The 26451-nt window shown below is 71.4% G+C and carries 20 protein-coding genes and 1 pseudogene; 11 read left to right on the top strand and 10 right to left on the bottom strand.

Annotated elements, in window-relative coordinates; all coding sequences use genetic code 11:
• The 3 genes from ACIA6A_RS40715 to sthA all read left to right on the top strand — a co-directional run bounded on the left by ACIA6A_RS40715 (position 1) and on the right by sthA (position 4223).
• Positions 1-2190, top strand: a complete 2190-nt coding sequence (locus tag ACIA6A_RS40715; protein ID WP_396103510.1) for an ABC transporter permease — start codon at positions 1-3, stop codon at positions 2188-2190.
• A gap of 80 nt (positions 2191-2270) precedes the next feature.
• Positions 2271-2786 carry a hypothetical protein gene (locus ACIA6A_RS40720; protein ID WP_396103511.1) on the top strand — a complete coding sequence of 172 codons (516 nt, stop codon included), beginning with the start codon at positions 2271-2273 and terminating at the stop codon, positions 2784-2786.
• 33 nt (positions 2787-2819) lie between these two features.
• Complete coding sequence (gene sthA, locus ACIA6A_RS40725) at positions 2820-4223, top strand: Si-specific NAD(P)(+) transhydrogenase (protein WP_396103512.1); 1404 nt, start codon at positions 2820-2822, stop codon at positions 4221-4223.
• Between the two features lie 9 nt (positions 4224-4232).
• Here the strand turns inward: sthA and ACIA6A_RS40730 are convergent, their stop codons facing one another.
• From ACIA6A_RS40730 to ACIA6A_RS40745, 4 genes are read right to left on the bottom strand one after another with little or no spacing between them, the layout of a single operon-like run.
• Positions 4233-5384, bottom strand: coding sequence for a DUF4132 domain-containing protein (locus ACIA6A_RS40730; RefSeq protein WP_396103548.1), 1152 nt, complete (start codon positions 5382-5384; stop codon positions 4233-4235).
• Positions 5300-6232, bottom strand: coding sequence for a hypothetical protein (locus tag ACIA6A_RS40735; RefSeq protein ID WP_396103513.1), 933 nt, complete (start codon positions 6230-6232; stop codon positions 5300-5302). The genes ACIA6A_RS40730 and ACIA6A_RS40735 overlap by 85 nt, the downstream gene beginning before the upstream one ends.
• A 19-nt stretch (positions 6233-6251) precedes the next feature.
• Entirely contained in the window at positions 6252-7310 is a 1059-nt protein-coding gene (locus tag ACIA6A_RS40740) for a serine hydrolase domain-containing protein (protein ID WP_396103514.1), read from the bottom strand.
• 13 nt (positions 7311-7323) lie between these two features.
• On the bottom strand, positions 7324-7995 hold the full coding sequence (locus ACIA6A_RS40745) for a DUF4097 family beta strand repeat-containing protein (protein WP_396103515.1): 672 nt from the start codon (positions 7993-7995) through the stop codon (positions 7324-7326).
• Positions 7996-8218: 223 nt separating this feature from the next.
• On the opposite strand from ACIA6A_RS40745, the gene ACIA6A_RS40750 reads away from it, so the two are divergent.
• The 7 genes and pseudogenes from ACIA6A_RS40750 (at position 8219) to ACIA6A_RS40780 (ending at position 13604) form a co-directional block, all read left to right on the top strand.
• Positions 8219-8929 carry a MarR family transcriptional regulator gene (locus tag ACIA6A_RS40750; protein WP_396103516.1) on the top strand — a complete coding sequence of 237 codons (711 nt, stop codon included), beginning with the start codon at positions 8219-8221 and terminating at the stop codon, positions 8927-8929.
• A 32-nt stretch (positions 8930-8961) separates the two neighbouring features.
• Positions 8962-9384 carry a hypothetical protein gene (locus tag ACIA6A_RS40755; RefSeq protein WP_396103517.1) on the top strand — a complete coding sequence of 141 codons (423 nt, stop codon included), beginning with the start codon at positions 8962-8964 and terminating at the stop codon, positions 9382-9384.
• Positions 9381-10241, top strand: coding sequence for a tetratricopeptide repeat protein (locus ACIA6A_RS40760; RefSeq protein ID WP_396103518.1), 861 nt, complete (start codon positions 9381-9383; stop codon positions 10239-10241). The genes ACIA6A_RS40755 and ACIA6A_RS40760 overlap by 4 nt, the downstream gene beginning before the upstream one ends.
• A 290-nt stretch (positions 10242-10531) precedes the next feature.
• Positions 10532-11695: an endo-1,4-beta-xylanase gene (locus tag ACIA6A_RS40765; protein ID WP_396103519.1), complete on the top strand. Its 1164-nt coding sequence runs from the start codon at positions 10532-10534 to the stop codon at positions 11693-11695.
• Between the two features lie 154 nt (positions 11696-11849).
• A complete protein-coding gene (locus tag ACIA6A_RS40770) occupies positions 11850-13316 on the top strand; it encodes a glycoside hydrolase (RefSeq protein WP_396103520.1) in 1467 nt (488 codons plus the stop codon).
• A 13-nt stretch (positions 13317-13329) separates the two neighbouring features.
• A pseudogene (locus ACIA6A_RS40775) lies at positions 13330-13485 on the top strand (SAM-dependent methyltransferase); the annotation flags it as partial.
• Complete coding sequence (locus tag ACIA6A_RS40780; protein ID WP_396103521.1) at positions 13476-13604, top strand: hypothetical protein; 129 nt, start codon at positions 13476-13478, stop codon at positions 13602-13604. The pseudogene ACIA6A_RS40775 and the gene ACIA6A_RS40780, both read left to right, overlap by 10 nt.
• A 4-nt stretch (positions 13605-13608) precedes the next feature.
• On the opposite strand, the gene ACIA6A_RS40785 is transcribed toward ACIA6A_RS40780, so the two are convergent.
• The 5 genes from ACIA6A_RS40785 to ACIA6A_RS40805 all read right to left on the bottom strand — a co-directional run bounded on the left by ACIA6A_RS40785 (position 13609) and on the right by ACIA6A_RS40805 (position 23949).
• Positions 13609-15540: a hypothetical protein gene (locus ACIA6A_RS40785; protein ID WP_396103522.1), complete on the bottom strand. Its 1932-nt coding sequence runs from the start codon at positions 15538-15540 to the stop codon at positions 13609-13611.
• Positions 15537-16658, bottom strand: a complete 1122-nt coding sequence (locus ACIA6A_RS40790) for a VWA domain-containing protein (protein WP_396103523.1) — start codon at positions 16656-16658, stop codon at positions 15537-15539. The genes ACIA6A_RS40785 and ACIA6A_RS40790 overlap by 4 nt, the downstream gene beginning before the upstream one ends.
• On the bottom strand, positions 16655-19051 hold the full coding sequence (locus ACIA6A_RS40795) for a DUF5682 family protein (protein ID WP_396103524.1): 2397 nt from the start codon (positions 19049-19051) through the stop codon (positions 16655-16657). The genes ACIA6A_RS40790 and ACIA6A_RS40795 overlap by 4 nt, the downstream gene beginning before the upstream one ends.
• Positions 19052-19055: 4 nt before the next feature.
• Positions 19056-20195, bottom strand: a complete 1140-nt coding sequence (locus ACIA6A_RS40800; protein ID WP_396103525.1) for an AAA family ATPase — start codon at positions 20193-20195, stop codon at positions 19056-19058.
• An 85-nt stretch (positions 20196-20280) separates the two neighbouring features.
• Complete coding sequence (locus tag ACIA6A_RS40805; protein ID WP_396103526.1) at positions 20281-23949, bottom strand: DUF4132 domain-containing protein; 3669 nt, start codon at positions 23947-23949, stop codon at positions 20281-20283.
• Between the two features lie 174 nt (positions 23950-24123).
• On the opposite strand from ACIA6A_RS40805, the gene ACIA6A_RS40810 reads away from it, so the two are divergent.
• Positions 24124-25125: an SEC-C domain-containing protein gene (locus ACIA6A_RS40810; protein WP_396103527.1), complete on the top strand. Its 1002-nt coding sequence runs from the start codon at positions 24124-24126 to the stop codon at positions 25123-25125.
• A gap of 89 nt (positions 25126-25214) precedes the next feature.
• Here ACIA6A_RS40810 and ACIA6A_RS40815 read toward each other — a convergent pair whose 3' ends face one another.
• Positions 25215-26450 (bottom strand): hypothetical protein, encoded by a 1236-nt coding sequence (locus ACIA6A_RS40815; RefSeq protein ID WP_396103528.1) that lies wholly within the window; start codon positions 26448-26450, stop codon positions 25215-25217.
• Position 26451: the final 1 nt, after the last annotated feature.

The following is a 26451-nucleotide window of genomic DNA, read 5'->3' on the forward strand; positions in this document are numbered from 1 at the left end:
ATGCGCAAGCTTGCCTTCGCGATGCTGCGCCGCCGTCCGGGCAGCGCGCTCGCCACCCTCATCGCCCTCACCGCCGGTGTGCTGATCCTGATGAGCATGGGCGTGCTGGTTGAGTCGGGGCTGAGCTACAAGCCGGAACCGCACCGGTACGCGGCCGCGGACATGGTCGTCGCGCACCGGGACATCACGCTCACCGGCAAGGACTTCGACGGGGAGGTCACCCGCACCACGACCGCACTGCCCGAGGGTGGCACGGTGCCGGCCGCCCTCGAGGACGAACTCCGAGCGCTCGACGGGGTCGCGTCGGCGACGGGCGAGCCCAGCGCGTACGCCGGCCGGCTGGACACCATCGCGGTGACGTTCGAACCCGGTGCCGACCGGGCAGCGGTGGAGCAGGCCGTCGCCGAGGCCGGGGCCAGGACGTACACGGGTGCCGACCGGGGGCTGCTCGAACAGCCCGACGCGGTGGCCGCCCGGGATCTGCTGATCCAGATCGGTGGCACGTTCGGCGGGTACGTCGCCATGCTCGTCATCTTCGTCGTGGCCGGCACGATCGGGCTCTCGGTGCGGCACCGCCGGCGCGACCTCGCCCTGCTGCGGGCCGTCGCCGCCACCCCCGGACAGGTACGCCGGATGATCGTCGCGGAGGCGGTCACGCTCGCCGTCGTGGCCTCGGCGCTCGGTGTCCCGGCCGGCCTGCTCGCCACGCGATGGGTGCAGTCCCGGCTGGTCGACCGTGGTTTCGTCCCGGACGGCTTCCCGATGGTCCCCGGTGCCGTGTCGGCGCTGGTCGTGACCGTTCTGACGGTCGTCGTCGCGGCGGCCGCCGCGCTGCTGGCCGCCCGCCGGGTGACCGCGATCCGGCCCGCCGAGGCGCTGGGTGAGATCGCCGTGGAGCCCACCGGCCTGGGCAAGGTCCGCGCGGTCCTCGGTCTGCTGGCGCTCGCCGCGGCCGGTTCGGCCACCGCGTTCGCGGTCGGGTCGAGCGGGCAGTCGGCGCAGGCCGGCGCGATCGGCATGCTGTACCTGTTCGTCACCGCGGTGGCGCTGCTCGCACCGGGGATCAACGCGATCGCCGCCCGGCTGCTGACCCCGGTGCTGCGTCTCGGCTGGGGAGTCGGCGGTTACCTGGCCGCGGCGAACCTGCGGGCGAACGCCAGGGGTACGGCCACCGTGCTCACCTCCCTGGTCCTGTCGGTCGGCTTCGGTGGGTCCGTGTGGTTCCTGCAGGACAACCTGGAGCGCGCCACGGTCTCGCAGAGCCGGGCCGGCCTGGTCGCCGACCTCGCATTGACCTCGCCGGAGGGGCTGCCCGGCTCCGCCGCCGCGGACATCCGGGAGCTGCCCGGGGTTCGCGCCGCTACGGGCGTACGGCGGACCTCGGTATTGATCAAGTTCCTGGACAGCGCCGAACCGGTGCCGGCGCAGGCGGTCGACATCGTCGGCGCCGCGCAGACGATGGATCTGGCAGTCAGCTCCGGCAACCTCGACGACCTCAACGAAGGGACGGTGGCCGTGTCCACCATGCAGGCCGGCACCTCGGGCTGGAAGCTCGGCGACGACGTGGAGTTCTGGCTCGGCGACGGCACCCCGGTCAAGCTGCGGCTGGTGGCGCTCTACGACCGTGGACTCGGGTTCGGTGACGTGACGCTGGCCAAGGAGACCGTCGCCGGGCACACCCGCGCCGATGTGGACACCCACGTGCTGGTCCGCACCGAGCCCGGCACCACGTTGAAGGCACCCGGCCTGGTCAGTTCCACGACCCTCACCTCCGGCCTCTCGCGGGATCTCGCGCTCAGCGCCTGGCTCAACAAGCTGCTCATCGCGGTGATGGTCGGGTACGCCGCGCTCGCCGCCGCCAACACCATGGTCATGGCGGCCCTGGCCCGGGGCCGGGAGCTCTCCCTGTTGCGCCTCGTCGGCGGCACCCACCGCCAGCTCCGCCGGATGGTCAACGCGGAACAGGCCGGTCTGCTCGGCATCGCATTGATCGTCGGCGGCACGATCGCGGCGGCCACGCTCTCCGCGGTGGTCGACGCGCTGACCGGGGACCCGGTCCCGTACGTGCCGCCGCTGGGCTGGGTGGCCGTGATCGGCGGGACGACGCTGCTCGCGCTGTTCACCACGGTCCTGCCGGTCCGCCGCCTGCTGCGCACCCCGCCGGTGGAGCACATGGGGACGAAGCAGTGACGAAGGGTACATGCCCCGTTCAGCTCACGGCCGAGCGAATTCGCTGGTGGTGGCCGGGCCGGGATGCCACGCTCAGAGACGTGACAAGTGCACCAAGAACGTTCACCCCGGAGCAGACGGACGCCGGATGGCGCTCGATGTCCCTGCTCGCGCGGTTTGTCCAGCGCGGTGGGCACCCGGCCCCCGTCATGCCGACCGTCGCGCTGCGCCCCGGCGAGCAGCAGTACGGCGCTTTCCTGGCCGACGCCCTCACCTACCAGGCGGACGGCGTCTTCACCGACAACGGTCTGCTGTGGAGCGGATCCGGCACCGGATGGCAGTCCCACGGCCGGCCGGCCGTCACGATCACCAGCGAACGGCTGCTGGTCGACGGCGACGGCTACGAGTTCCGCGACCTGGTCATGGTCCGGCCCAACCCGCTCGACTGGTCGGTCAACCTGTACTTCCAGGGCCACCCGCCGTTGATGCTGCGCGGCACCTGGGTGCCGTGGATGACCGTGGTGATGTGCGCCGAGGTCTACGGCTCGCCGTGGCCGCCCGGGCACGTCGCCGGCCCGGACGCGCCGATCACGGTCATGTGTGAAAACACGCAATAGCGGGAGCCGGGTTGATCCTGCACGCTGAGCTGTGTGTATGACTACGACCTGGTAGTGCTGGGCTCCGGCCCGAGCGGGCAGAAGGCCGCCATCGCGGCGGCGAAGCTGGGCAAGCGCGTCGGCATCGTCGACCGGCGCGACATGATCGGCGGGGTCTGCATCAACACGGGCACCGTGCCCTCCAAGACCCTGCGCGAGGCCGTGCTGTATTTGACCGGCCTCAGCCAGCGCGACCTGTACGGCAGCAGTTACCGGGTCAAGGACGAGATCACCGTCGCCGACCTGGCGGCCCGGACCCAGCACGTGATCAGCCGCCAGACCGACGTCATCCGCAACCAGCTCGCCCGCAACCGGATCGTCATGATCACCGGGACCGGCCGGTTCGCCGACGCGCACGCCATCTGGGTGGACGGCGGCGACGGCCGGGACACCAAGATCAGCTCTGACACGTTCATCATCGCCGCCGGCACCCGTCCGGCCCGCCCGGACAGCGTCGACTTCGACGACCGGACGATCGTCGACTCGGACGGGGTGATCAACCTCGAGGCCGTACCCCGCAGCATGGTCGTGGTCGGCGCCGGCGTGATCGGCATGGAGTACGCCTCCATGTTCGCCGCCCTGGGCACCAAGGTCACCGTCGTCGAACGCCGCGAGAAGATGCTCGACTTCTGCGACGAGGAGATCATCGAGTCGCTGAAGTACCACCTCCGGGACCTGTCGGTGACGTTCCGCTTCGGCGAGGAGGTGGCCGCGGTCGAACGGCACTCGACCGCCGCGCTCTGCGTACTGAAGAGCGGCAAGAAGATCGTCGCGGACACCGTCATGTACTCCGCCGGGCGCCAGGGCCAGACCGACGACCTCGCGCTGGAAGCGGCCGGTCTCACCGCCGACCGTCGCGGCCGCATCGAGGTCGACGCCAATTTCCGTACGACGGCCGAGAACATCTACGCGGTCGGTGACGTGATCGGCTTCCCCGCGCTGGCCTCCACCTCCATGGAACAGGGCCGGCTCGCCGCCCACCACGCCTGCGGGGAGCCGACCCGGACCATGGGCCGGCTGCAGCCGATCGGCATCTACACGATTCCCGAGATCAGTTTCGTGGGCGCGACCGAGGACGAGCTGACTGACAGTGCGACGCCGTTCGAGGTCGGGATCGCCCGGTATCGGGAGCTCGCGCGGGGGCAGATCGTCGGGGATTCGTACGGCATGCTCAAGCTTCTCGTCTCTCCTGAGGACGGCAGGCTGCTCGGCGTGCATGTGTTCGGCACCGGGGCCACCGAGATCGTGCACATCGGCCAGGCGGTCATGGGCTGCGGCGGCACCGTCGACTACCTCGTCGACGCGGTCTTCAACTATCCGACGCTGTCCGAGGCGTACAAGGTCGCCGCGCTCGACGCCGCCAACAAGATCCGCAACATCACCCGCATCGACGGCTGACGGCCGGCCTCAGCTCTCGAGTGCGACCAGCAATTCCGACAGGGCGGACGGATCACAGACCCCCATGGGGGTACGGCGTACGAGTTGCCAATGACTCGACCAGGCGTCATCGACCCAGATCTCGGTGATCCGCTCCTGGTCCAGCTCGACCAGTAACGTCAGCCCGCCGGGCAGGCGGTGGGCGAGCTGGCTGTGCGGGCGGCCCGAGGTGTGGAAACCGTCCCCCCGCCATCCGCGGGCCACCACTCGGTCGGCCCGATCTGCCGGCAGCGGACCCGGACCCGCCAGGCTCGTCGCCGCGCGTTGCGCCTCGGTCAGCATGACCACCGGCCGGTGCACCTGGGGGAACGGCTGCAGGATCTCGTAGTCGGCGAGCAAGCCGGCCCAGCCGGCCAGGTCGGCGCCGAGCTCCGCCGGGTGCACGATGCCGAGCGGTGCGTCCGGTGCGACGATCGCGGTCGTGTCGTGCAGATCCGCGAACGTGCCGTCCTCCGCGATCCGCAACGCCCGGACCACCCGCTTCTTCGCGTCGTATTCGGCCCACAGCAGCCGCCGGACGATCGGGCCCAGGACCGGGTGCGGCAGCAGCACCGCCGCCACGTCCGCCGCCGGGCGGAACCGGTGCTCGAGCATGTCCCGTTCCAGGCGCGCGATCTGGGTGGCGGCGGTCGTCCGCAGGTCCTTCTTCAGCTGCAGAAACCGCTGATAGGCCTCCGGCCTGGTGTCCTTCACCCCCGGTTTGGGCGGCCTGGCGAGCCGCCGGCCGTTCGCACCCACCGCGTACGCCGTCAGGTGATCGTCCGTGACCACCGTGAACGTCCGGGGCCCGTAGTCCAGCGTGATGCCCTCGTCCAGCCCATGCGTGCGCACCAACCGGTCCGCCAGCTGCGTCACGGACAGCCCCCGCAGCGCGGCCGCCTGGGTGAGGTAGACGACGGCCCGCTCGTTCGTCGGCCCGCCCACCATGTTCTCCTCGATCGCCAGCAGATGCCGCAGCGCCACGTCGGTGCCCACCGTGGCCAGCACCGCGAGCCCGTCGATCGCGCGGGCCCACCGGCTGCGTGCCGGCCACGACCTCACATGCGGTGCCAGCTGGTCCATCGTGGTGTCGTCGCCGATGTGGGCCTGCGCCAGCACCACCCACGCCTGCGACGCCGGCATGTCGTCGGTGAGCCACTGGTCCAGCAGTGCCCGCCCGAGCGCCGCCAGGCTCGCCGGGTCGCACTCCGCGAACAGCCGCGCCGCCTCAGGACCGGCGCGCACACCATCGGCTGCGCGGCGGCCGAGGACTCGACGACCAGCGGCAGCTCGCCGTCGGGATCCCCGGGCGCGGGCTCCGGCGCCGCGTCCAGCCGGGACCGGGTCAACACGTCGATCAGCCGCACGACTTCGTCCTCCGGCAGCACGCCCCCTCGGGCCCACGTGACCTCCGGCAGCCGCTCCGGCGTGGCCCACACCGGCGCAGCCTTCCGCTTTCGGGCCGCCTGCCCGGGCCGGGGTGGCTGCGGGGTGTCGGCGTTCTGCCGAGCCTTGCCCGGCTTGCCGATCGCAACCGGGATCAGCGCGTGGGCCCCGGCCTCGGGATGCCGGCCGAGCCAGGTCCGGGCCCACAGCCGGGCCGACCCGAGGTGCCGCAGCCAGCCCGCGACCAGCGCGGCAGCCTCCGGTCCGCGGAACGGCAGCACCAGGAACCCGAGCCGGTCGGCGTTCTCACCGGCCTCGCTGAGCGCGTACGCCAGCGCATCCAGCTCGATCCGGGCGACCGCGACGCGTCCCACGTCGACCTGCTGCGGATGCCGCCGTGGCGTGGTCGCCAGCAGCGCCCGGGCCGACGCCTCCGGCCCTTTCGCCACCAGCCACGACACCTGCGGCATGCTCAGATCCAGGAACCGGTCCGCCCCGGTCGCCGCGGTGACCCAGTCGGGCTGCTCGCGGCCGTGCTCCAGCGCCCCGGCCCGCGACCGCCACCGCTCCCGTTCTCCGTCCGCCCAGCCCATGACGGTCGTCATCGTCCATCCTCCCCAGAGGTCAGTTCCTGGCGAACACCGCTCTGACGAGTGTGTCCAACGCCGCCGGGAACACCTCCGCCGGGTTGATCACGGCATCGCCCATGGTCAACCCCGCGGTCAGGGTCCTGCTGCCGTCGGGGGTGCTGTACATCAGCGCCCCGTAGCCGCCGGGGGCACCGCCGTTGTGGTGGTAGACGATGCCGCCGTGCTCCGGGCCCAGGTCCTGCACGAACAGTCCGAGGCCGTAGTCGATCGGCCCGTGCGGCTCGCGCATCTCGGCCAGCAGCGGGGCCGGCAGGAGCTCGCCGCGGTTGAGTGCGGAGAAGAACAGGTGCAGGTCCCGGGTGGTCGAGATCGCGCCGCCGGCCGCGGGCATCATCGCGAGGTTCTGCCGCGAGACGTCGGCCACCTTCCACTCGTCGCCGTCCTGGTAGCGGTGGTAGCCGTGCGCGTACGGCTCGGGCAGGTCGGTGATGTCGCCCGCCAGCTCCGTGTCGCGCAGGCCCAGCGGCCGTAGGATCCGCCGGTGCGTCTGTTCGCCGTACGATCCGCCGCCCACCTGCTCGATCAACAGCGCGGCCAGCGTGTAGTTGGTGTTGGAGTAACTCCAGTCCGTCCCGGGGTCGAACCGGGCCGGCTTGGACAACGCGAGGCGGACGAGCTCCTCCGCCGGATAACCGATCAGACGGGCGTCCACCCACTCCTTGCCGGTGGCCGGGATCCCCGGCGCGAACGTCCCGTCGGCGTAGTACTCACCGGTGTAGTTGAACAGGCCGCTGGTGTGACGTAGCAGCATGCGTACGGTGATGCGGTCGTCGAGCCCGAGGCCGGCCAGGTGACCGGCCACCGGGCCGTCCAGGTCGAGTTTCCCCTCGGCCACCAGTTGCAGCACCACGGTGGCGGTGAAGGTCTTGGCGACGCTGCCCGCCCAGAACCGGCCGTCGACCGGGGGCGGTGCCGTCGCGCCGAGCTCGCGCACTCCGGCACTGCCGATCCATTCACCGTGTTCGTCGTGCACGCGCATCTGCAGCCCGGCGAAACCGGCGTCGACGAACGCCTCGACGGCCTTCTGATACATGATGATCCCCGGTTCAGACCGTCGCGGCGGTGATGTCGCCGTGGCCGGTGCTCGCGTTGATGGTCAGGGCCTCGGTGGTGGCACCGGGGGCCTGGAGGGCGTTGTGGATGCGGCCGAAGGCGGTGCCGGCGTCCAGGGTCGCGGCGGTCCCGCGGGCGACGCCGACCGAGATGGCGCCGTACTCGGTGGTCAGCGTGACGGTGCCGGCCACGGCCTCGGTGACGACCAGGTCGCCCTTCTGGGTGCTGAGCCGCGCTGAGCCGCCGAGCCGGCCGACGGTGATGCCGCCGTTCTGCAGGGTCAGGTCGGCGCTCGCGGCCTCGTCGAGCTTGACCGAGCCGCCGGCGCCGGCGAACGTGACGTCGCCGAGCCGTCCGACGCCCCGGAGCTCGGCGCTGGCCGTCGTGACGTCGATCGGCGAGCCGGCCGGCAGCTGGACGGTCACCTCGACGTACCCGGAGGAACCGAGCAGCGGGCTCGTCGCCGGGGCGGCCTCGATCCGCAGCACGCCGTCGACGTAGGCGACCGCGATGCGCTCCGCGGCCTGCACGTCGCGGTTCTTGGCGGCGTCGAAGGGCCGGATGTCGACCGTGGTGTCGCCGCGGTCGGCGGCGATGAACTGGATCCGTCCGGCGGGGATGTCGAGCACGGTCGGGACCAGGGCGGGGGTGGCGAACTTCTGCATCGTGCGCTCCTTCGATCGTTTGTTTCTGATGTTGGAAACGCTACGTTGCGTTCTTATTTTGAGCAACGAACCTTCAGTGTGCTTACCGTGTTTGCGCAGCTCAAGTCCGTACAACCATTGCAATGGTCTGGAAACTAACGCAACGGGACCGCTGACCGTCGTTGCAATGGGTTGAAAATGAACGCTACTGTGGGCGCATCGTCGGCGAACGAAGGAGAGCACGATGCCGGGAGGCAGGCTCAGCCAGCAGGAGCGTCAGCAGATCACCCAGGGGCTGGCCGGCGGCCTCGCCTACGCGGAGATCGCCCGGCGCCTCGACCGCCCCACCTCGACCGTCACCCGGGAGGTCATGCGCAACGGCGGCCCCACCGGATATCGAGGTGACCTCGCCCAGCACGCCACCGAACACCGCACCCACCGCCGCAGGAAGACCACGCCCGGGCACCCTGGCACGCCCCCGCCGGCCCACGGACGCGACTCGGCGGCCGTACGCGACTACGAGGCGACATTCGCCGAGGTCTTCGTGCAATCGGGCCTGCCCCGGATGACCGCCCGCACCCTGGCCTGCCTGTACACCTCCGACACCGGCAGTCACACCGCCGCCGAGCTCACCGCGCGCCTGGAGGTCAGCCCGGCCTCCGTCTCCAAAGCGATCGCGTTGCTCGAGGCCCAGGGCCTCGTCCGCCGGGAACGCGACGACCGGCGCCGCGAACGCTACGTCGTCGACGACGACGTGCTGTACCAATCGATGATGGCCAGCGCCCGGTCCACCGCCCACCTCGGCGAGATCGCCCGGCAGGGCGTGCACGTCCTCGGCGCCGGCACCCCGGCCGCCGCCCGCCTGGAGAACATCGCCCGCTTCGTCGAATTCGTCTCCGAAAGCATCGTCCGCGCCGCCGACCAGGCCCGCGAGATCCTCCACGGCAAGCCCTAAAATCCGGCCGCCGGCCGCCGATGACCCAGGGGATGCACGAGCAACTGTTCCGCCCGACCATGGGTGGTCGCCCCGCGCCCGGCCGGCGACCGTGGCGACCCACGTCGATCGCGTACCCGGCGTTCTTCGGCGGCCCGCTGACCGCCGCCGTGCTCGGCATCGTCAACGGCCGCAGACTGGGACTGCCCGCGGAACGACTGGTGGTCATCGGCGCGGCCGGCCTGTTCGCCTTCGCCGTCCGGGTGGCGGCAGGTGGCGAGATTTTTGACGTCCGCCGCTGGGGTGGCATCGCCGGCCTGCTGGTCTGGCTCCTGGTGCTGGCTCTGCAGCGCAAGCCGTTCCGCGCCTTCCTATTCGGCCGCGCCGAACCGGCCAACCTCGTCTGGCCCGGTCTCGCCGCGCTCGTCAGCTGCGGCCTGCTGGAACTCGGCGTCATCTACGGACTCACCCGATGAGCACCCCGATCGACCGCGCGCGGTATCTGCTGCTGGCAGGCCGCCCGGAACAGGCACTCCAGGAACTCGGCGCACTGCCGATCGACGAGGCCTTCGGACCACCGGCCATGCAGGTACGCTGCGCCGCGCTGATCCTCCTCAAACGCTGGCCGGAAGCCGTCGAAGCGGCCCGGGCCGGACTGGCCGCCGGCGGCCCCGACCCCCAGCTGCTGCTCTGGCTGGGCCAGGCCGAACAGGAGATGGGCCACCCGGAGGCCGTGGAGCAGGCACTGCTGGGCGGGCTCGCCCTGGATCCCGGTGACGTCGACCTGCTCTGCGCCTACGCCGACCTCTGCGTCGCCGAAGGTCAGCCCGACAAGGCCGCCCAGCTCGTCGCCCACGCGGCCGCCGAGGACCCGCACGCGGCGGTGGTGTTCGCCACCCGGGTCCGCGTGGCGTTCGCGCTCGGCGACGACCGCGAAGCCGAACGGATCGGTCAGGAATTCGTCGCGGCTTATCCTGAGGACCCGTACGCCCTGGCGCTGCTGGGATCCGCAAATGCCGTGCGAGGCGATGCCCGTACGGCCTACAGCAACTACCGCCAGGCGGCAGCCGCCCAGCCGGCCAACGAGGTCCTCACCGACGTCGCGATGGAGATGCGGGTCGCCCAGCACCCGTTGATGCGCCCGCTGTACCCGATGCGTCGCTTCGGTCCACTGCAGACCTGGCTGGCCTGGATCGCCCTGACAACGCTCCTGCGAGCGACCGGCTTCCGGGCGGTGGTGCTCGTGCTCACCCCGATCTGGCTGCTGTACTGCATCTACTCCTGGGTGGTGCCACCGTTGCTACGGCGCCACCTCCGCCGCAGCCTGAGGTAGCGGACCGGCCGGCAGCGTGATGATCCGGTGCCGCCCCCTCAAACAGGCCATCCGGCCCCGCCACTGCTCGACCTTGGCGATCGCCGACCACGGACACGACGTGGTGTCTTGGTTCGTGCCGAACTGCCCGAGAGATCGAAAGTCCGTAACTTTCGGCCGCAAAGGGTGTTGGCCGATCCAGGTCGGAAGCTCGATCAAGCAGGCCAGACATTGACGCATGCCGTTCTATTCGCTTAGCGTTTTGTTGAATCTCAGACCGGCCTGTCCGAAACTTTCAGGACCGGCGTGATGTGTTCGACACGCTCAAGGGAGTGATCTTGATAAAGGCATGTCGTGTTGCTGTGGCCGTTCTTGCCGCCTCGGCGCTGTTGGGTCCTGGCGTCCAGCCGGCGCAGGCGGGTGTTTCGGCGACCGGTGGGCTGTCCATCGTGGATCACCGATCCGACGGCTGGAATCTGCCTCTGCGTCGGGCTGCGCCGCGGGATCTGCGGGTCGGGACCGCGGTTGCCGGTGGTGGTCATCATGTTGAGCAGGACTATCCGGATCCGTTCACCTTCGATCGGCCGTACCGGACGGTGTTGGGGAAGGAATTCAGTTCGGTTTCCCCGGAGAATCAGATGAAGTGGGAGTTCATCCACCCCGAGCGTCACACGTACAACTTCGGCCCGGCGGACGCGATTGTCGCGTTCGCCCGGCGGCATGGGCAGGTTGTTCGTGGGCACACGCTGCTCTGGCACAGTCAGAATCCGGCGTGGCTGGCGGAGGGTGCGTTCAGCAAGGCGGAGCTGCGTGCGATTCTCAAGGATCACGTCCGCACGGTGGTCGGACGCTATCGCGGCAAGATTCAGCAGTGGGACGTCGCCAACGAGATCTTTGATGAGAACGGCGATTATCGCCAGGAGAACATCTTTATTCGTGAACTCGGCCCGGGCATCGTGGCCGATGTCTTCCGCTGGGCGCACCGGGCCGACCCGCGGGCCCAGCTGTTCCTGAACGATTATGGCGTGGACTGGCCCGGCGCCAAGGTTGATGCTTACGAGGCGCTGGCCAAGGAGCTGCTGGCTGATCACGTGCCGCTGCACGGTTTCGCGTCCCAGGCTCATCTGAGCATGCGTTACGGCGCGCCGGACCAGCTCAGGGCGGTGCTTCAGCGCTTCGCCGATCTTGGTCTGCACACCGCGATCACCGAGCTCGACGTACGGATGGACCTGCCCGGGGATGGTGTGCCGACCGCCGAGCAGTTGCAGACGCAGGCCGCGTACTACAAGACCGTTCTGAATGCCTGCCTCGCTGTCGACGGCTGCGATTCCTTCACCATCTGGGGTTTCACCGACAAGTACTCCTGGGTGCCGGTCTTCTTTCCTGCCGAGGGTGCTGCGACGGTCATGGGCGACAACTTCGAGCGTAAACCCGCGTATTACACCCTTCGCGACACCCTGAGGGCCGCCCGGTAGGACATTGACGAGCGTCGCTTGACAGGCTCGTGCCGGTAAATGAGACTCGTGCGAAACACCTCGTTCACATACGAGCCTGGCCTCCGAGTTGTTAACGCGAACAGGTCGGGTCGGGTGTAGGGGCTGCGATCATTCCGACCGGCTGGAGGGCACGATGGTCACCAGGAGAACTGTTCTCGGTGCTACCGCGGCCGGGGCGCTCGGCGGTGCGCTGATCGGCGGCGCGGCCAGGGCGGATGCCACCATCACCGTCAGTCCGGCCGCGGATTATGGGGCCTGGCAGGGGTGGGGCACCTCGCTGGCCTGGTGGGCCAACGTCTTCGGCGACCGGGACGACTTCGCGGACCTCTTCTTCACCACGCGGCAGGTCACCTACAACGGCACCGGCCTGCCCGGGCTGGGCCTGACCATCGCGCGCTACAACCTCGGAGCCAGCAGCTTCAACGATGTCGCGGGGGAACGGATGGTCGCGTCGCCGAACATCCCGCGCTTCAAGCAGATCGAGGGCTTCTGGCAGGACTGGCGCAACGCCGATCCGGCCTCCTCGGCGTGGAACTGGAACGCCGACCTCAAACAGCGGGCGGCCCTGGTCAAAGCCACCCAGCGCGGCGCGATCAGCGAGTTGTTCGCCAATTCGCCGATGTGGTGGATGTGCGCCAACCACAACCCGTCCGGAGCGGCCGGCGGCGGCCTGAACCTGCAGTCGTGGAACCACACGCAGCATGCTGCCCACCTGGCGATCGTCGCCCGCCGGGCCCGCGACGAATGGGGGGTGACGTTCCGGACGGTGGACCCGTTCAACGAACCGTCGTCCAGCTGGTGGCGGGCCGACGGCACCCAGGAGGGCTGTTACATCGACGCCGGCACGCAGCGCTCCGTCCTGGCGCAGCTGCGGGCCGAGCTGAACCGCCAGGGCCTGTCCGGCGTGCCGATCTCGGCCTCCGACGAGACCAGTTACGACCTGGCGCGCACCACGTTCGCGAGCTTCGACGCCGGGACCAGGGCCCTGATCGGCCAGGTCAACGTGCACGGCTACCAGGGTGGCAGCGGACGCCGCGACCTGCTCTTCAACGACGTCCGGGCGGCCGGCAAGGTGCTGTGGAACTCCGAGACCGGCGACGGCGACGGCACCGGGCTCACCATGGCCGCGAACCTGTGCCTGGACTGGCGCTGGCTCCACCCGACCGCGTGGTGCTACTGGCAGGTGATGGACCCGAGCGCCGGGTGGGGAACCATCCGGTACGACGCGGGCTCGCTGACCGCCGGTGCGGTGGAGACGAAGTACTACGTACTTGCACAATTCACCCGCCATGTCCGTCCCGGCATGCGGATCATCGATACCGGTGCCGGTAACGCCATCGCGGCGTACGACGCGTCCGCCCGACGTCTGGTCATCGTCGCCGTCAACACCGGAGTGGCGCAGACCCTCACGTTCGACCTGTCCGGCTTCGCGCAGGTGACCGGCGGCAGTAACGGCTTGATCACCCGCTGGTCCACCGTCCCGGCCGCGACCGACCGTTACGTGGCCCGTTCCGACATCGCGGTGAGCGCGAAGTCGATGCGGGTGCCGTTCGCGGCGGCCTCGGTGCAGACCCTCCAGATCGACGGCGTCACCATCTGAGAATGTCCGTGCACCCCGCACGGCGGTACAGCTGCTCGCCGAGTCGTGTCCGGCCGCTCGGATCGCGGCGCGGGCCAACCGGTCGTTCCTGGGGCGGGCCGTGCGGTTCCTGGCCGCCGAGGACGGGGTGCGGCAGTTCCTCGACATCGGGAAGACGACTTGGAGCTGATCGACCCGGGCATCGTCGCGGTGGGTGACTGGCGGCCGGTGGGTGACTGGCGGCCGGAGGGTGAGCGGCCGGATCCGGTGGACGCGGCGATTTTCGGTGCCGTCGCGCGCAAGCCGTGAGTCATCAGGACAGATCCCCGGCGACGCTCACCCGCAGGTAGGCGTCGACCCACGCGGTGACAGCGGCGTCGGCCGGGTCCGGGCCGAGCAGCGCCGCCAGGTTCGTGACCGCGTCGGCGGTGCGGCGCATCCCGACCGCGGCGAGCCGGCCCGACGCGCCGCGCAGCCGGTCACCCATGGTCGCCGGCGCGTGCTGCAGACCGCGGTGGGCGACCTCCGCGAGCAGGCCCAGCGCGTCGTCGAGGGCCTGCGCCACCGGATCCGTACGCCGCGGCAGCTCGCCGTCCGGGTTGCTTCCCCGGTCGGCGGCTTCGAGATCGGGCACGACGACACCGCCCTCGACCGCGAAGCCGAACGGGTCGATCAGCAGCCCACCGCCGCCCCGTCGGACCGTGCCGGACACGTAGCGGATCTCGCCGTTCAGTGCTTTCGCCATGCTGTCCAGACGGCCGGGCGCGCACGCCGCATGGGTCGCCGAGATGATCGCAGTCACCCCGGCGGCGTCCGTGATCACCGCGTCGAGCCGTTGCGCGCCGGGGGAGTAGCTGACCGATCTGACCTCGGCGACCGGGACGACCCGGACGAGTTCCGCCTGCACGCGGGCCCGGATCGGCCGTGGGGGCAGGGCGTCGAGCTCGGCGGAGAGCGCCGCCAGGTCGTCGGCGAGCAGGGCGCGGGGCAGGTCCTGCCAGGAGCCACGGGACGCCATCGCCTCGGTGCGGCTGAGCCGGCGGGTGCCGAGCCGGACCGTACGGCTGGCGCTGCGGGCCGCGGACTCGGTGACCACCGCGCCGCCGGCCAGCGCACCGACGGTCACCCCGGCGACCCGGCGTGCCGCGAGTTGCGGCCCGGTGTCGGTCGTCTCGTAGGTGCGGCGCAGCACCAGCACGGCGGCGCTGTCCGCGTGGGCCAGGAACAGGTCGACCACCTTTTCGTCACCCACGGTGGACACCCGCGCCCCGAGCCCGTCGAGGCGGGCCCGGCGCAGCGGGGTCTCGGAAGCCTCGTCCGTGCCCAGCACGCGGGACCGCAGCCCGGCCCCGCCCCCGGTCACCGCGCGATGGCGGGCGAACAGCTCCGCGACGTGATCCGCCAGCGCCTCGGGCCGATACCGCGCGCTGCGGTCCCGGTAGGCGTCGAGCTGACCGGCGAGGTCCTCGACCGCCAGCACCGGCCAGCGCATCTTCGCGGCCTCCAGCTCCCGCCGCACGGTCGCCACCTCCGCGGCGAGCCCGGCACCGAGGTGCACCGCGCCCTCCCGCAGCACCAGCCCGGCGAGCGCGACCGCGCTGTCCAGACCGGGCCCACCCGCCGGTGCCGCACCGCCGCCGACCTGCACCTGGACATCGGCCTGGCCGGGAGCCCGTTCGTCGGCCACCCGGAACGCCCAGACCGCCAGCGCGATCACGTCGTCGCGCACCCCGGTGGCGGCATCGGTGCGGGCGAAACCCAGGTCATGGGGTACGAGGAACCGCACCGTCGCCGTGGGAAGCTCCACACTGGGCACCGGGTCGGCCGCCCGCCCCCGGTGCACCCGGGCGACATACCCGACCGCCTCCACCCGGCGCGCCGCCGTCACCATCCGCTCCCCGATCCGCGCGGCGAGCTGCTCATCCGTGAATTCCCCCGGCGACCATCCGTCCGCCGCCGGGGTTTCCCGCGCAGCCTCCGCCGGGGTCTGCTGGTAGGCGAGCACGAGTCCGAGGAGGTGCCGACACACGCCCGGCGCACCGCACGTGCAGGTGCCCTGCTCCAGGCCCCCCCGTGGCAGATCCGTGGTCACGCCGTCGTCGTAGCGGGCGTGGACCGTACCGTCGTCGTCCTCGGTCAGCGCCGGGGCGGCCCGTTCGAGCTCGCGGCTCGCACGTTTGACCAGGCCACGGTTGGTGAGCTCGGCCAGTGTCCCCGGGGTCAGCGCGAGCAGGTCGTCCCTCATCGGCCCACCTGCTCGGCGACGAACGCGGCGAGCTGCCCCGGCGTCATCGCACCGACCGAGGCACCCACGTCGGCGAGGCGCTGGGCGGTGTCCCGGTCGTAACTGGGGTTGGCCTGCTCGTCCAGCGCGGCCAGCCCGAGCACCTTGGTGCCCTGCTCGACCATCTCGCGCACCGACCGGATCAGCATCGACGTCGAACCGCCCTCGTAGAAGTCGCTGATCAGCACCACGATCGCCCGACGCGGCTGCTCGATCAGCCCGGCACCGTAGCGGACCGCCCGGCCGATGTCGGTGCCGCCGCCCAGCTGCACCTTCATCAGCAACTCGACCGGGTCGTCGACCTCACTGGTCAGATCGACCACGTCGGTGTCGAACGCGACCAGGTGCGTGCGGACCCCGGGCAACCCCCACAGGCAGGCCGCCGTCACCGCGGAGTGGATCACCGAATCGACCATCGAACCGGACTGGTCGACCAACAAGATCACCTGCCACTGCTCAACCTGCTTCCGCGTACGGGAGAAGAAGTGCGGCGTCTCGATGTAGAGCCGGCCCTCGTCGGGGCGGTAGTGGCCGAGATTGCCGCGCAGCGTCCGGGTCATGTCGAAATCCCGGGCCTGCTTCCACCGGCTGGGCCGCCGGGCCCGGGTGCCGGTGAACGAGGCCCGCACCTCGGTCGCCATCTTCGCCATGAGGTCGCGGACCACGGCTTCCACGATCCGCCGGGCGAGCCGCAGGATGTCGGGGTTCATCAGGTGCTTGGTCTGCAACACGGCCCGCAGCAGCGCCGGGTTCGGCTCGATGGTCTCCAGCACCGCGGCGTCGGTGACGATGTCGTTGATCTCGTAGCGCTCGACCGCGTCACGTTGCAGCCGCTCGATGGTCTCCTGCGGGAACAACCGGTTGATGTCGTTGAGCCAGTCGACCGTGGTCAGCACGGAAGCCCCGTCGCCCCCGGCCTTGCCGCCCCGGCGCACGTCGCGCTGGTCCAGCTCACCGTCACGCCCGTACAGCCACTCGAGCGCGGCGTCCCGGGCGGCGGCGTCGGCACCGAGCGCCCCGACCGCGGACGCGGGCTCGCCGAGCACCAGCCGCCAGCGTTCCAGCTCAGGATCGGTCACGTCGGTTCCCCCATCAGCCCTTCGCGTCGCAGCAGGCCGTCGACCTGCTCGTCGAGCACCATCCCGGCCGCGACGACGGCGGGATCGAGACCGCCGCGCAACAGGCTCCGCCCGCTGCCGGCCAGTCCACGCCGGGCCAGCAGCCGCCCCGCGATGGTCTCCCGCTCCCGGGGCGGGAAGAACTCGAACGCCTGCCGCAACGCGGGCAGGGCGACCAGGAAATCGTCGGCGGACATGGCCGAGAGCAACTCGTCGAGCAGCCCGACGACCGCGTCGGTGTGCAGCACTTCCTCCCGGGCGAGAGCGAAGAGCCCGGCCAGCCAGTCCCCGGCGGACTGCGGCACGAACGCTCCCCGGACCATCCGAAGCGGATCGATCCCGTCGGCCGCGGCAGCCCCGTCGGCCCCGTCGGCCCGGTCGGCTGCGGTGGCCCGGTCGGCTGCGGTGGCCCGGTCGGCCGCGGCAGCCCCGCTTGCTGCGGCGACCCCGGCGGCTGCGTCGGCTTCGGCGGCCAGCGTCCATCGGAAGCCGAAGGCGGCGCCGCGCAGGTCCGGAGGTGCTTCCGTGTCCGCTGCCAGCCGGGCCGCCACCTCGAGGGCCGCGGGCACGTCCAGGCCGAGTGCCCTACCGGCGTGCCGGAGGCCGTCGCGGCAGGCGGCCAGCGCGGCGATGCGGGGGAGGTCCGCCGGGGCCGTGCCGCCGCGGACCCCCTCGGCCAGCCAGAGGACACGGCGGACGGCGGCGGTGATGACCAGGCTCAGCGTGGTGCTGTGCGCGGTGCCGAAGACCCGGTCGTGGCGCCACATGGTCAGCACGATGGCCAGCATGCGGCCCAGCGCACCGAGGTCGGCGGCGGTCGCCACGGTCGCGTCGATGTCGGCGAGGGCCTGGTCGGAGACGTCGGTGATGCCGGCCAGGGCCGCGTCGAACAGCACCCCGGCCAGGTCGTCGACGTCCCGGCCGGCGGTGGCGGCCCGCTCGGCGAGCACCGCGGAACAGGCGTCGGCGAGGGTCGCGCCGTACGCGCCGGCCTCGATCACGGCGGTGACCCGGCCCGGGTCGGGCCGCAGGGTCCAGGTCTCGCGCAACACCGGGTCGAGGCCGGTGCTGGGCCCGGAGGAGCGGCTGAAGCCGGGCACCTCCAGCACGCGCACCCGGTGCAGGATCCGGCTGCGCGCCCGGTCGGCCTCCCGGGTCAGGTCGAGCTCCAGGTCGGCGGACCCGTCGAGCCCGGCCCGGGTCAGCTCGGCATCGAGGTCGTGGACCAGTGGCGGCGCGGGCGTGGCGGGATGCAGCCGGCCGACGCGCGTCCCGCTGAGCGCGGCGACCATCTCGACCACGACCGGATGGCTGCCGGGCCGCAGGGTCCCCCGCGAAGACCACGGCAGCCGTACGTCGAGCGCCTCCTTGACCAGCGCGGAAGCCAACCCGTCCAACACGTCCGTGCGCGCCGGATGCCCGTGCCCACGCACCGTGGCCAGGCCGTCGGCGGTGGCCCGGGCCGCGATCAGGTCCGCCGTGGAGACCGGTTGCCGCCGCTCCCGGAGCCGTCCTGCGACCGACTCCACCAGGTGCCGGGCCGCACCGTCCGCCCCCGACTCCCACAGCTCCTGGTAGTAGCCCGGCGACGGCATCCCCGACTGGTAGCCGTCGAACGCGTCGAGCCGGCGGAACGAGTAGGGCACCAGGAAACTGCCCCCGAGCGCCCCCTCCGGCAGGTGCGGTACCTCGGGCCATGCCGCCTCGCCCTGCTCCGTGGCCACCGCGGCCACCAGGGCCGGCCGGTGAAAGCCGCCGGTCACCACGACGACGTGGCGGTCACCGGCATCCGCGGCCGCGGCCCGGATCCACCCGGCCATGTACGCCTCCCGGGCGGTGTCGGACTCCCCGGCCGCCGCTTCGCCCCGGAGCAGGTCGAAGTAGGTGGAGAGCCGTTCGGCCAGACCCTCGTCGGGGGCGATCTCGAACAGGTGGTCCCAGAGCACGTCCACGTTGTCGACGTCGAAGCTGCGGCACAGCCGGTCCATCACGTCGGCATAGCGCAGCTCGGCGTCGGCGTACCGGTTGCTGCGCCCCTCGAACGCCAGGTGCCAGGCCGGGAGGTCGATGAAGCGCAGCTCCGCGCCCGCCGCCCGGCCCTCGGTGAGCGCGACCCACTCCGGCGAGTACGCGCACAGCGGTGCCCACGAACCGTGCCGGCGTTCGTCGTCGCGGTAACTGGTGAACACGGCGACCGGGAGCTCATGGCCGAGCAGGAGCTCGTCGATGCGGTCGTTGAGGTCGGCCGGACCCTCGATCAGCACGTAGGCCGGCTTCAGCTCGTCGATGGTCGCTGCGACGAGGCGGGCGCAGGCCGGGCTGTGGTGGCGGACACCGATGAATGTGACCGGCACGGGATCAGCCCGGGAGCAGGTGACGGGCCTGGTGCAGCGCCCGCCACTGGTCGCCGCCCCGCCAGCTGACCTGCTGGGCCAGGTATCGGCGCAGCTTGGCGAGGTCCTCGGGATTGTCCTTCGCGGCGGTGCCGGCCAGGCTGGCGACCAGGTCCTCGGCGTTGCCGGCCTCGCCGCGCAGGAACCAGCCGCGCAACCCGATCGCGTGGGCGACCGAGACCGCCTCGGCGGTGCTCATCACCGACGACAGCCGGTCCATCGAGTCGCCGCGGGCGGTCTCCCCGGTCCGCAGCTCGCGGAACGTGGTCACCAGCACCTCGAGGACGTCGCGCCGGGGCTCGGCCGTGACGCCGGAGCGCCGCAGCAGCTTGGCGGCCTCGTCGGCGACCAGGGCCAGCTCGGTGCCGAAGTCGGCGATCGGGAACACCGTCTCGAAGTTGAAGCGGCGCTTGAGCGCGGAACTCATGTCGTTGACGCCGCGGTCACGGGTGTTGGCCGTGGCGATCACGTTGAAACCGTCCCGGGCGAACACCATCGCGTCCGGGCCGGTCAGCTCGGGGACCGACAGCACCCGGTCGGAGAGCGGGGAGAGCAGGCAGTCCTGCACCTCGAGCGGGCACCGGGTGATCTCCTCGAAGCGCACGGTGCGCCCCTCGGCCATGCCCCGCAGCAGCGGCGCGGGCACCAGCGACCGGGTCGACGGGCCGTCGGCGACCAGCAGCGCGTAGTTCCAGGAGTAGCGGATCTGGTCCTCGGTGGTCGCGGCACCGCCCTGGATGGTGAGCGTCGAGTCGCCGCTGACCGCGGCCGCGAGCAGCTCGGACAGCAGTGATTTCGCGGTGCCCGGCTCGCCGACGAGCATCAGCCCGCGGCTGGTGGCGAGCGTGATGAGGGCCCGGTCGATCAGCGACGGGTCACCGACGAACTTGCGGCTGACACCGAGCTTGTCGTCGCCGACCACGAAGCGGCGGGCCGCCTGGACACTGAGCGCCCAGCCCGGCGGCTTGGCCGCGCTGTCCGCGGCGGCGAGCCGGGCCAGCTCGTCGGCGTACTTCACCTCGGCCGGCGGCCGCTGCACCTGGTCGGCGGCCTCGGTGACCTCGATGAAGGAATCCTCGACAGAGGGACGTGGCAGGCGGCTCATGCTCTGCTTTCCTTTCGCATGTGCTCCTGGCCCTCACTGTTGCGGCCGTCTGCGGCGCAGGGTGGGCGATGTTCGGTGCAGTCGCTCATGCGGTGATCTCCGTCAGGTCGCGGATGACTTCGGACACGAGGACGGCGTCGAGGCCGGTCAGCGGGGCGTGGCCCTCGTTGCGGGCGCCCCAGCGGCTGCCGGTGCCGTCCCACAAGAAGATCATGTCGAGTTTCTGCTCGGGGAAGATGTCCATGGCACCGACCGCGATGCCGGGGTCCAGGTCGATGACGACCTGGCGTTTCGCGTCGACGTCCAGCTCGATGCGGCCCTGGATGCCGGCGTCCTGCGGCTGTTCGCGACGCCAGCCCCGGCGTTCGAGGCCGATGACCTTGCCGGTCGGGACGGTGATCCCCTCGAAGCGGGTGAGCCGGCTGCCCGCCGCCTCCTCCGCGGTGAGTGCGAACGTCTGGCGGCTGAGCTGCGGGAACGGCTGCAGGATCTCGTAGTCGGCGAAGACCTCGACCCAGTCGGGAAGAGCGTCCGCGAGCTGCAGCGGGTGTGCGACCCCCACCGACGCGTCGTCGGCGAGCGTGGTCGCGTCGTCCTCCACGGTGGAGAAACTGCGGTCCTCGGCGACCCGGATCGCTCCGGTCAGCGTGCCCGACCCGTCGTAGGTGCCCCAGACGATGCGGCGCACGATGTGCCACACCAGCGGATGCTCGACGAACAGCTGCCGGAACTCGGCACCGGTCCACCGCCGGCCGGTGACCATCGCGCGTTCCAGCCGGCGGATCAGGTCGGCCGCCACCGTCCGGACATCCTTCTTCAACCCCGAGAACGCTTTGTAGGCGGCCGGCGCCAGCTCGGCGTCGTCCCGGACACCCGGCTTCGGCAGGGCCTTGAGACGTTTGCCGTCGGCATCCGCGACGTACGGCCGGAGCTGCTCGTCGAAGCCGACGGTGAACTGCCGCGTGCCGTAGTCGAGGCGCATGCTGCCGTCGGCCTCGAGCCCGAAGTCGGGGACGAGCCGGTCGGCGAGCTGTTCGGCGCTCAGGCCCAGCCCGGCGGCGACCTCGTCCATCTTCTGCGCGGCGGCGGCCTTGAGCCCCTTGAACTTGGCGCGCTGAGAGATGCCGTGCAGATGCATCAGCGCGACGTCGGTGCCGATGCTCGCCAGCACCGTCAAGCCGGTGACCGCCTTGGCGTGCCCGCCCTCGCCGGGCCAGGTGAGGATCAGCGGGCTGAGCCGGCGCACGATGTCGTCGTCACCGACGAGCCCGAGGGTGTCGAGGACCCAGTTCTCCTTGGAGTCGGCCCCGGAGGTCTGCCAGCGCTGGAACATGGCATACCCGAACTCGGCCAGGCTCGCCGGATCGCAGGTCTCCTTCACGATCTCCAGACCGGCATACGGTTCGTCCATCCGGGAGAGCGCGAACACCATGATCAGGTTGTTGATCGCGTCGACCGGCAGCACCCCGGAACCGTCGCGTAGCTTGACCGGCGGCATCAGGCCCGGTGTCGCCCAGGACGGGATCGCCGGCACCTTGGCCGGCAGCATGGCGAGCGGGTCCGCGGCGAGCAACGTGTCGATCGCCGCGGTGGCCTCCGGACCGTAGGTCGCCGCGGCTGCGCGCACCGTGTCGGCGTGGTCGTGGGTCCGCAGCGCCAGCAGCGCGCTTTCGGCCTGCCGCCGGGGCAGCCCCGGTTTGCCCAGAGCCACCGGGACCAGCGCGCGGGCGGCCTCGGCCGGGTGCCGCAACAGCCAGGCGAGCGCGGTGGGCCGCGCCTTCTTGAGCCGGGACAGCCACTCGGCCATCTGCATGGCGACCTCGGGGGAGGTGTACGGCGCGAGCACCGGCGCCACCTCAGCCGGGCTGCCGCGGCCCACGGTGAGGACCAACGGCAGGGTGTCGAGCCCGAAACGCGCGCTCATGGCCCGCAACCAGCCCCCGGCCTGCCAGGTGTCCCGGGGGCGCCACTGGGACAGCACCGGCCGGGCGATCTCCTCCGGCGCCTCCAGGAAGAACGTCGGAGGCTCGTGCCACGAGCACTTGTTCGTCATGATCCGCTCAGCGCGGCGCTTCCAGCTCTCGGAGTCGCGCTGGTAGCTGTACCGGTAGAACGACACCTCGGCCCAGGCCTCCCGCTCGCCGGCGGCCCACTCGAGAGCCGCCGGATCGGTGCAGGTCAGGCCGTCGATCACCACGGGTTTGGCGACCTTGCCGCGGTGCAGCCACGGCGGGTCGGCCAGCAGCGGCGGCACCGCGGACAGCGGGGCCACGACCAGCGCCTCGGCGTCGGCGGCGATGACCTCGATCCGCTCGGCGGCCGCCGGGGTGAGCCCCGGCAGCACCCGCTCGATCAGCTCGGGGTGCAGCAGCACGTGGGCCCGGAGCAGGTCGGCGACCGATCGCTTCGACGCGCCCTCGGCGAGCAGGCGCAGCGCCCGGGCCGGGAACCGCTCGGCGGCGGCGAGCAGGGCCGGCGCGACGTATTTGACGTCCACCCGCTCGATCAGGCCGCGCATCACGTCGTCGCTGGGCAGCGCGGTCAGGACGGACAGGATCCGGCGCTGGGAGTCGGCGTCGCCATGCTCCAGCCAGCTGAACAGCGCACCCGCGGCATTCACCCCGGCGCCGTCCACCAGCGTGGTCAGGATCGCGAGAGAGCCGAACACCATCCACCCGGCGGCGACCGGGGCCAGCGCGTCGGCGTGCGCCGCGGACCGGATCGCGGTGAGCAGGATGCCGGCGCGGTAATCGTCGCCGTCGGCGACAGCGGCGGCCACGTCCTCCTCGACCCAGTCGTGCTGGGTCGGGACGAGCGCCGAGGTGGCCGCCCGGGCATACGAGTGGCCGCCCCGGTACGGCGTGAGCGCGGCGACGACCTCGGCATACTCGGCGTCGGAGGCAGCCGCCAGAGCTTGCCGGACCCGGAGCGTCACCTGCGTCTGCATGTCGGTGTAGTAGTAACTGCGCCGCACCTCGCCGGCGTGCATGTGGCGCACACCGATCATCTGGTCACGGTTGGCGTAATGGTGGCCGGGCGGGGCGTGGTCGTCGATCAGCGTCATCGACATCAGCTCGGCGGCGGCCTGCGCGGCGAACCGCAGGCCGTGCTCGGCGATCCACACGTCCGCGAACGAGACCAGCCGGTCCCGGTCCTGCCACTTACCGAGACCGGCGGCCGCCGCGACGGCGGCGGCACCACGCGGAGTGGCCTCCGGCTTCCCCTCGCGCCAGGCCACCGCCTCGAGCGCGACGGCCGTGTCGGTCGTCGGTGACTCCAGCACCTTGGTCACACTGCCGGGGACACCGGCGATCTCCTCGTCCACGACCGTGCGCGCCTTTTGCGCCGGCACGAAACGGCCGATGCCGGTGCTGCCCCGGCGGGCGTAACGGTGCCGGTGCCACGCCGGCGGGAAGACGAACGTGTCCTCGTCGATCGGGGCCCGCTCCGCCACCACGACCGGGGACTCCGCGGCAGCGGCCGGGGGCTTCGCGAATGCGACCTCCGTAGGCACGCCGTGGTTCGCCGGCACCGTCGCTGCGGTTGTGGGGGCCGTTTCTACGTACTTCTTGCGGAGTTTCTCGGCAATGAGTCTGGCCTCGTGGGCCGCGGCAGAAGCGGGGTCGTCCATGGTCTTGACCTTGGTCTGCCCGGCCGTGCCGACCCGGCCCCACCGCACGGTGACGTCGGAGCCCTCGGTGCTGATCTCCCAGAACTTCGCCGAGGTGCCCTCGACGAACTCGAAACTACGCATGCGCCAACCTTCGTCCCGACAACGCTGACCGCCACGCTGCGACGACAAGCCGTCGGCAGCGATGGGCGGAACGTTAGCGGTCCGGTACGACAGAAAATTCGAACCGCCCCCGCCGTCCGGGAATGAGATCCAGATCAACGGCGGCGGGGGTACGCGGCGCAGTACCGTGACGGCGTGGCGATCAAAGATGATGTGACCAGAGCCGAACTCGGCGAGATCCGGCAGTCGGCGCTCGGTGCGGCCGATCCGCTCGGTGTCGCGACCCAGCTCGCCGACGCGGTGGACGCGGGCCGGCTGGCCGACCCGGACGACGCCGGATACGCGCTGACGGTGGCCGCGGAGATCGCGGAGAGCCGGTCGAAGCACGATGCCGCCCTGCGGCACGCCGAACGTGCGGTCGAGGCGTACAAAGACCGGGAAGACAGCGAGGCGGCGGGTGCTCGTGCCCTGCGTGCCCGGATCCTGTTCCGTTCCGGTCGCGGGGACGAGGCGCTGGCGGAGCTCGAGCTCCTGCGCCCGCTGCTCACGGAGTTCCCCGACGCGGCGGCCTATGTCAGCGCGGCCCTGGCGGTCGGCGGGCACAACCGGCTCGCCGAGCAGTGGCTGACCGAGGCGGTGCAGACCACGCTGGCCGAACGCACGTCGTCGGAGCAGTCCGCCGAGCCGGGCAGCGCCGAGGACGCCGGGCTGCTCTTCTTCCTGCTGCAGCAGCGGCACCGCGTGCGCCACGCCCTCGGCCGGTCGCACGACGCGCATGACAACCTGGCCGACCGGCTGGAGACCAAGCTGGCCCAGACCGCGGCCCGTGCCGCCGCGGAATCCGCCGGTGACCTGGTGTTCTGGCCGCAGGACGAGTTCGACGCCCTGATTACCCAGTGGCCCGCGCTGGCGGAGACCTACGGCAAGACGTGGGACGAGCACCGCGCCGGCCTGGAGCGGGAACTGGTCCGTCGGGGTGGCGTCGACCAGGGTCTGCACCGCGGTTCGGTCGCCGGGCTGACCAGGTCCGCGGGATCCGACGGCGACCCGGCCGAGGCAAAGATCCGGGCCGCGTACGCTCGCCAGCTCGCCTCCGGCCCCGGCCGGATCGTCTGGCCGCCGGAGCGCAACGGGTCCTGCTGGTGCGGCTCCGGGAACAAGTACAAGAAGTGCTGCTTGCCGCGATCCCGCTCCTGAACGGTCAGCCGCCGGCTCGTCCCACGACGAGCCGGCGGCTTGTGCTTCAGGCGGTCAGCCGCCGGCTCGTCCGTTTGTGCTCCGGGCGATCAGCTGCCGGCCGTGAAGCGCATCCGGCGGCGGCGTGCGAGCAGCAGCGCGAGGCCGCCACCGACGGCGAGTGCGGCGCCGGTGGTGGTGATCAGGGCGACGGGCGTGCCGGTGATCGGCAGCGTGTCGTCCTCGGCCGGGGCACCGGCCACCGGCAGTGCGACCTCGGTGGTCGGGACGGCCGTGGCCGGCGCGGTGGTGGCCGGTGTGCTCGCCCCCGCTCCGCTCGGGTTGATCAGGAATCCTGCGGTGTTGTTCTGCGTGGTCTTGTCGTCCGGCACCGCCACGGTGACCGTGACCTTCGCGTCCTCCAGCGGCTCGTCGATGCGCAGGTCGAACGGGTATTCGAGGGTGGCACCGGGCATCAGCGGCCCCTCGTCGGCGCAGGTGAATTCCTTCCGGTCCGCGTAGGGCTCACCGTCGACCTCGGGCGATTGCATGCTCCTGAACAGGCAGGACCTCGGCGCGGACAGCACCGACACACCCTCGGGCAGCTTCACCTGCACGAAAGCCGTCTTCGCCGGCATGTTGAAGTCGTCGTTGATGATGGCGTAGCCGACCCCGGCCGGGCCGTCGTTGCGTGCTCCGATCGTCGGCCGGATGGTGTCGCCCACCTCGCCGGTCACGGGGCCGGTCGACGCCACGGCGGCCAGGTCCGGGTCCGAGCCGCCCCTGCGGGTGATGTACATGGTGTTGTCGATCTTGCTGCCGGCCCGGTCGATCTTCTGCGCGGGTGCGTCGTCGGGAATCGGCTCGCCCTTCGGCTGCAGCTCCAGCTCCGCACCGGTCCCGCTCGCGGGTTTCGTCAACCCGCCCAGGAACCACTGGTCCGTCTCGATCCAGACGCGATGCCCGTCGGGATGGGGATACCGGTCCTCGATCTGGAACGGCATGTCGACCTTGTACGTGGTGTGCGGCGCCAGCGTCACCGCGAAGTAGCACTCCAGGTCGTAGCCGGACGTCGAGCAGTTCTTCGGTCCGGCGACCGGCTTGACCCCAAAATGTTGCGGGAACTCGAAGGCGTACCGGACGCCGTAGATCGGGTTGTCCCCGGTGTTCTCGATCGACAGCGTGACCGAGTGGTCGAGCACGTCGCCCCGGCCGCCGAAGTTGGTCTCCCCGTAGGAGATCGTGACCAGCTCGGGGTCGCCGGGCGCGGCCTGGGCCGGCATGGGTGCGGCCAGCGCGGCGAAGCCGACGGCCAGGACCGCTATGAGCGTTCGTTGCAACTTCACG

This window comes from Actinoplanes sp. NPDC051494 (genome assembly GCF_044454705.1).
Taxonomy (GTDB): Bacteria; Actinomycetota; Actinomycetes; order Mycobacteriales; family Micromonosporaceae; genus Actinoplanes.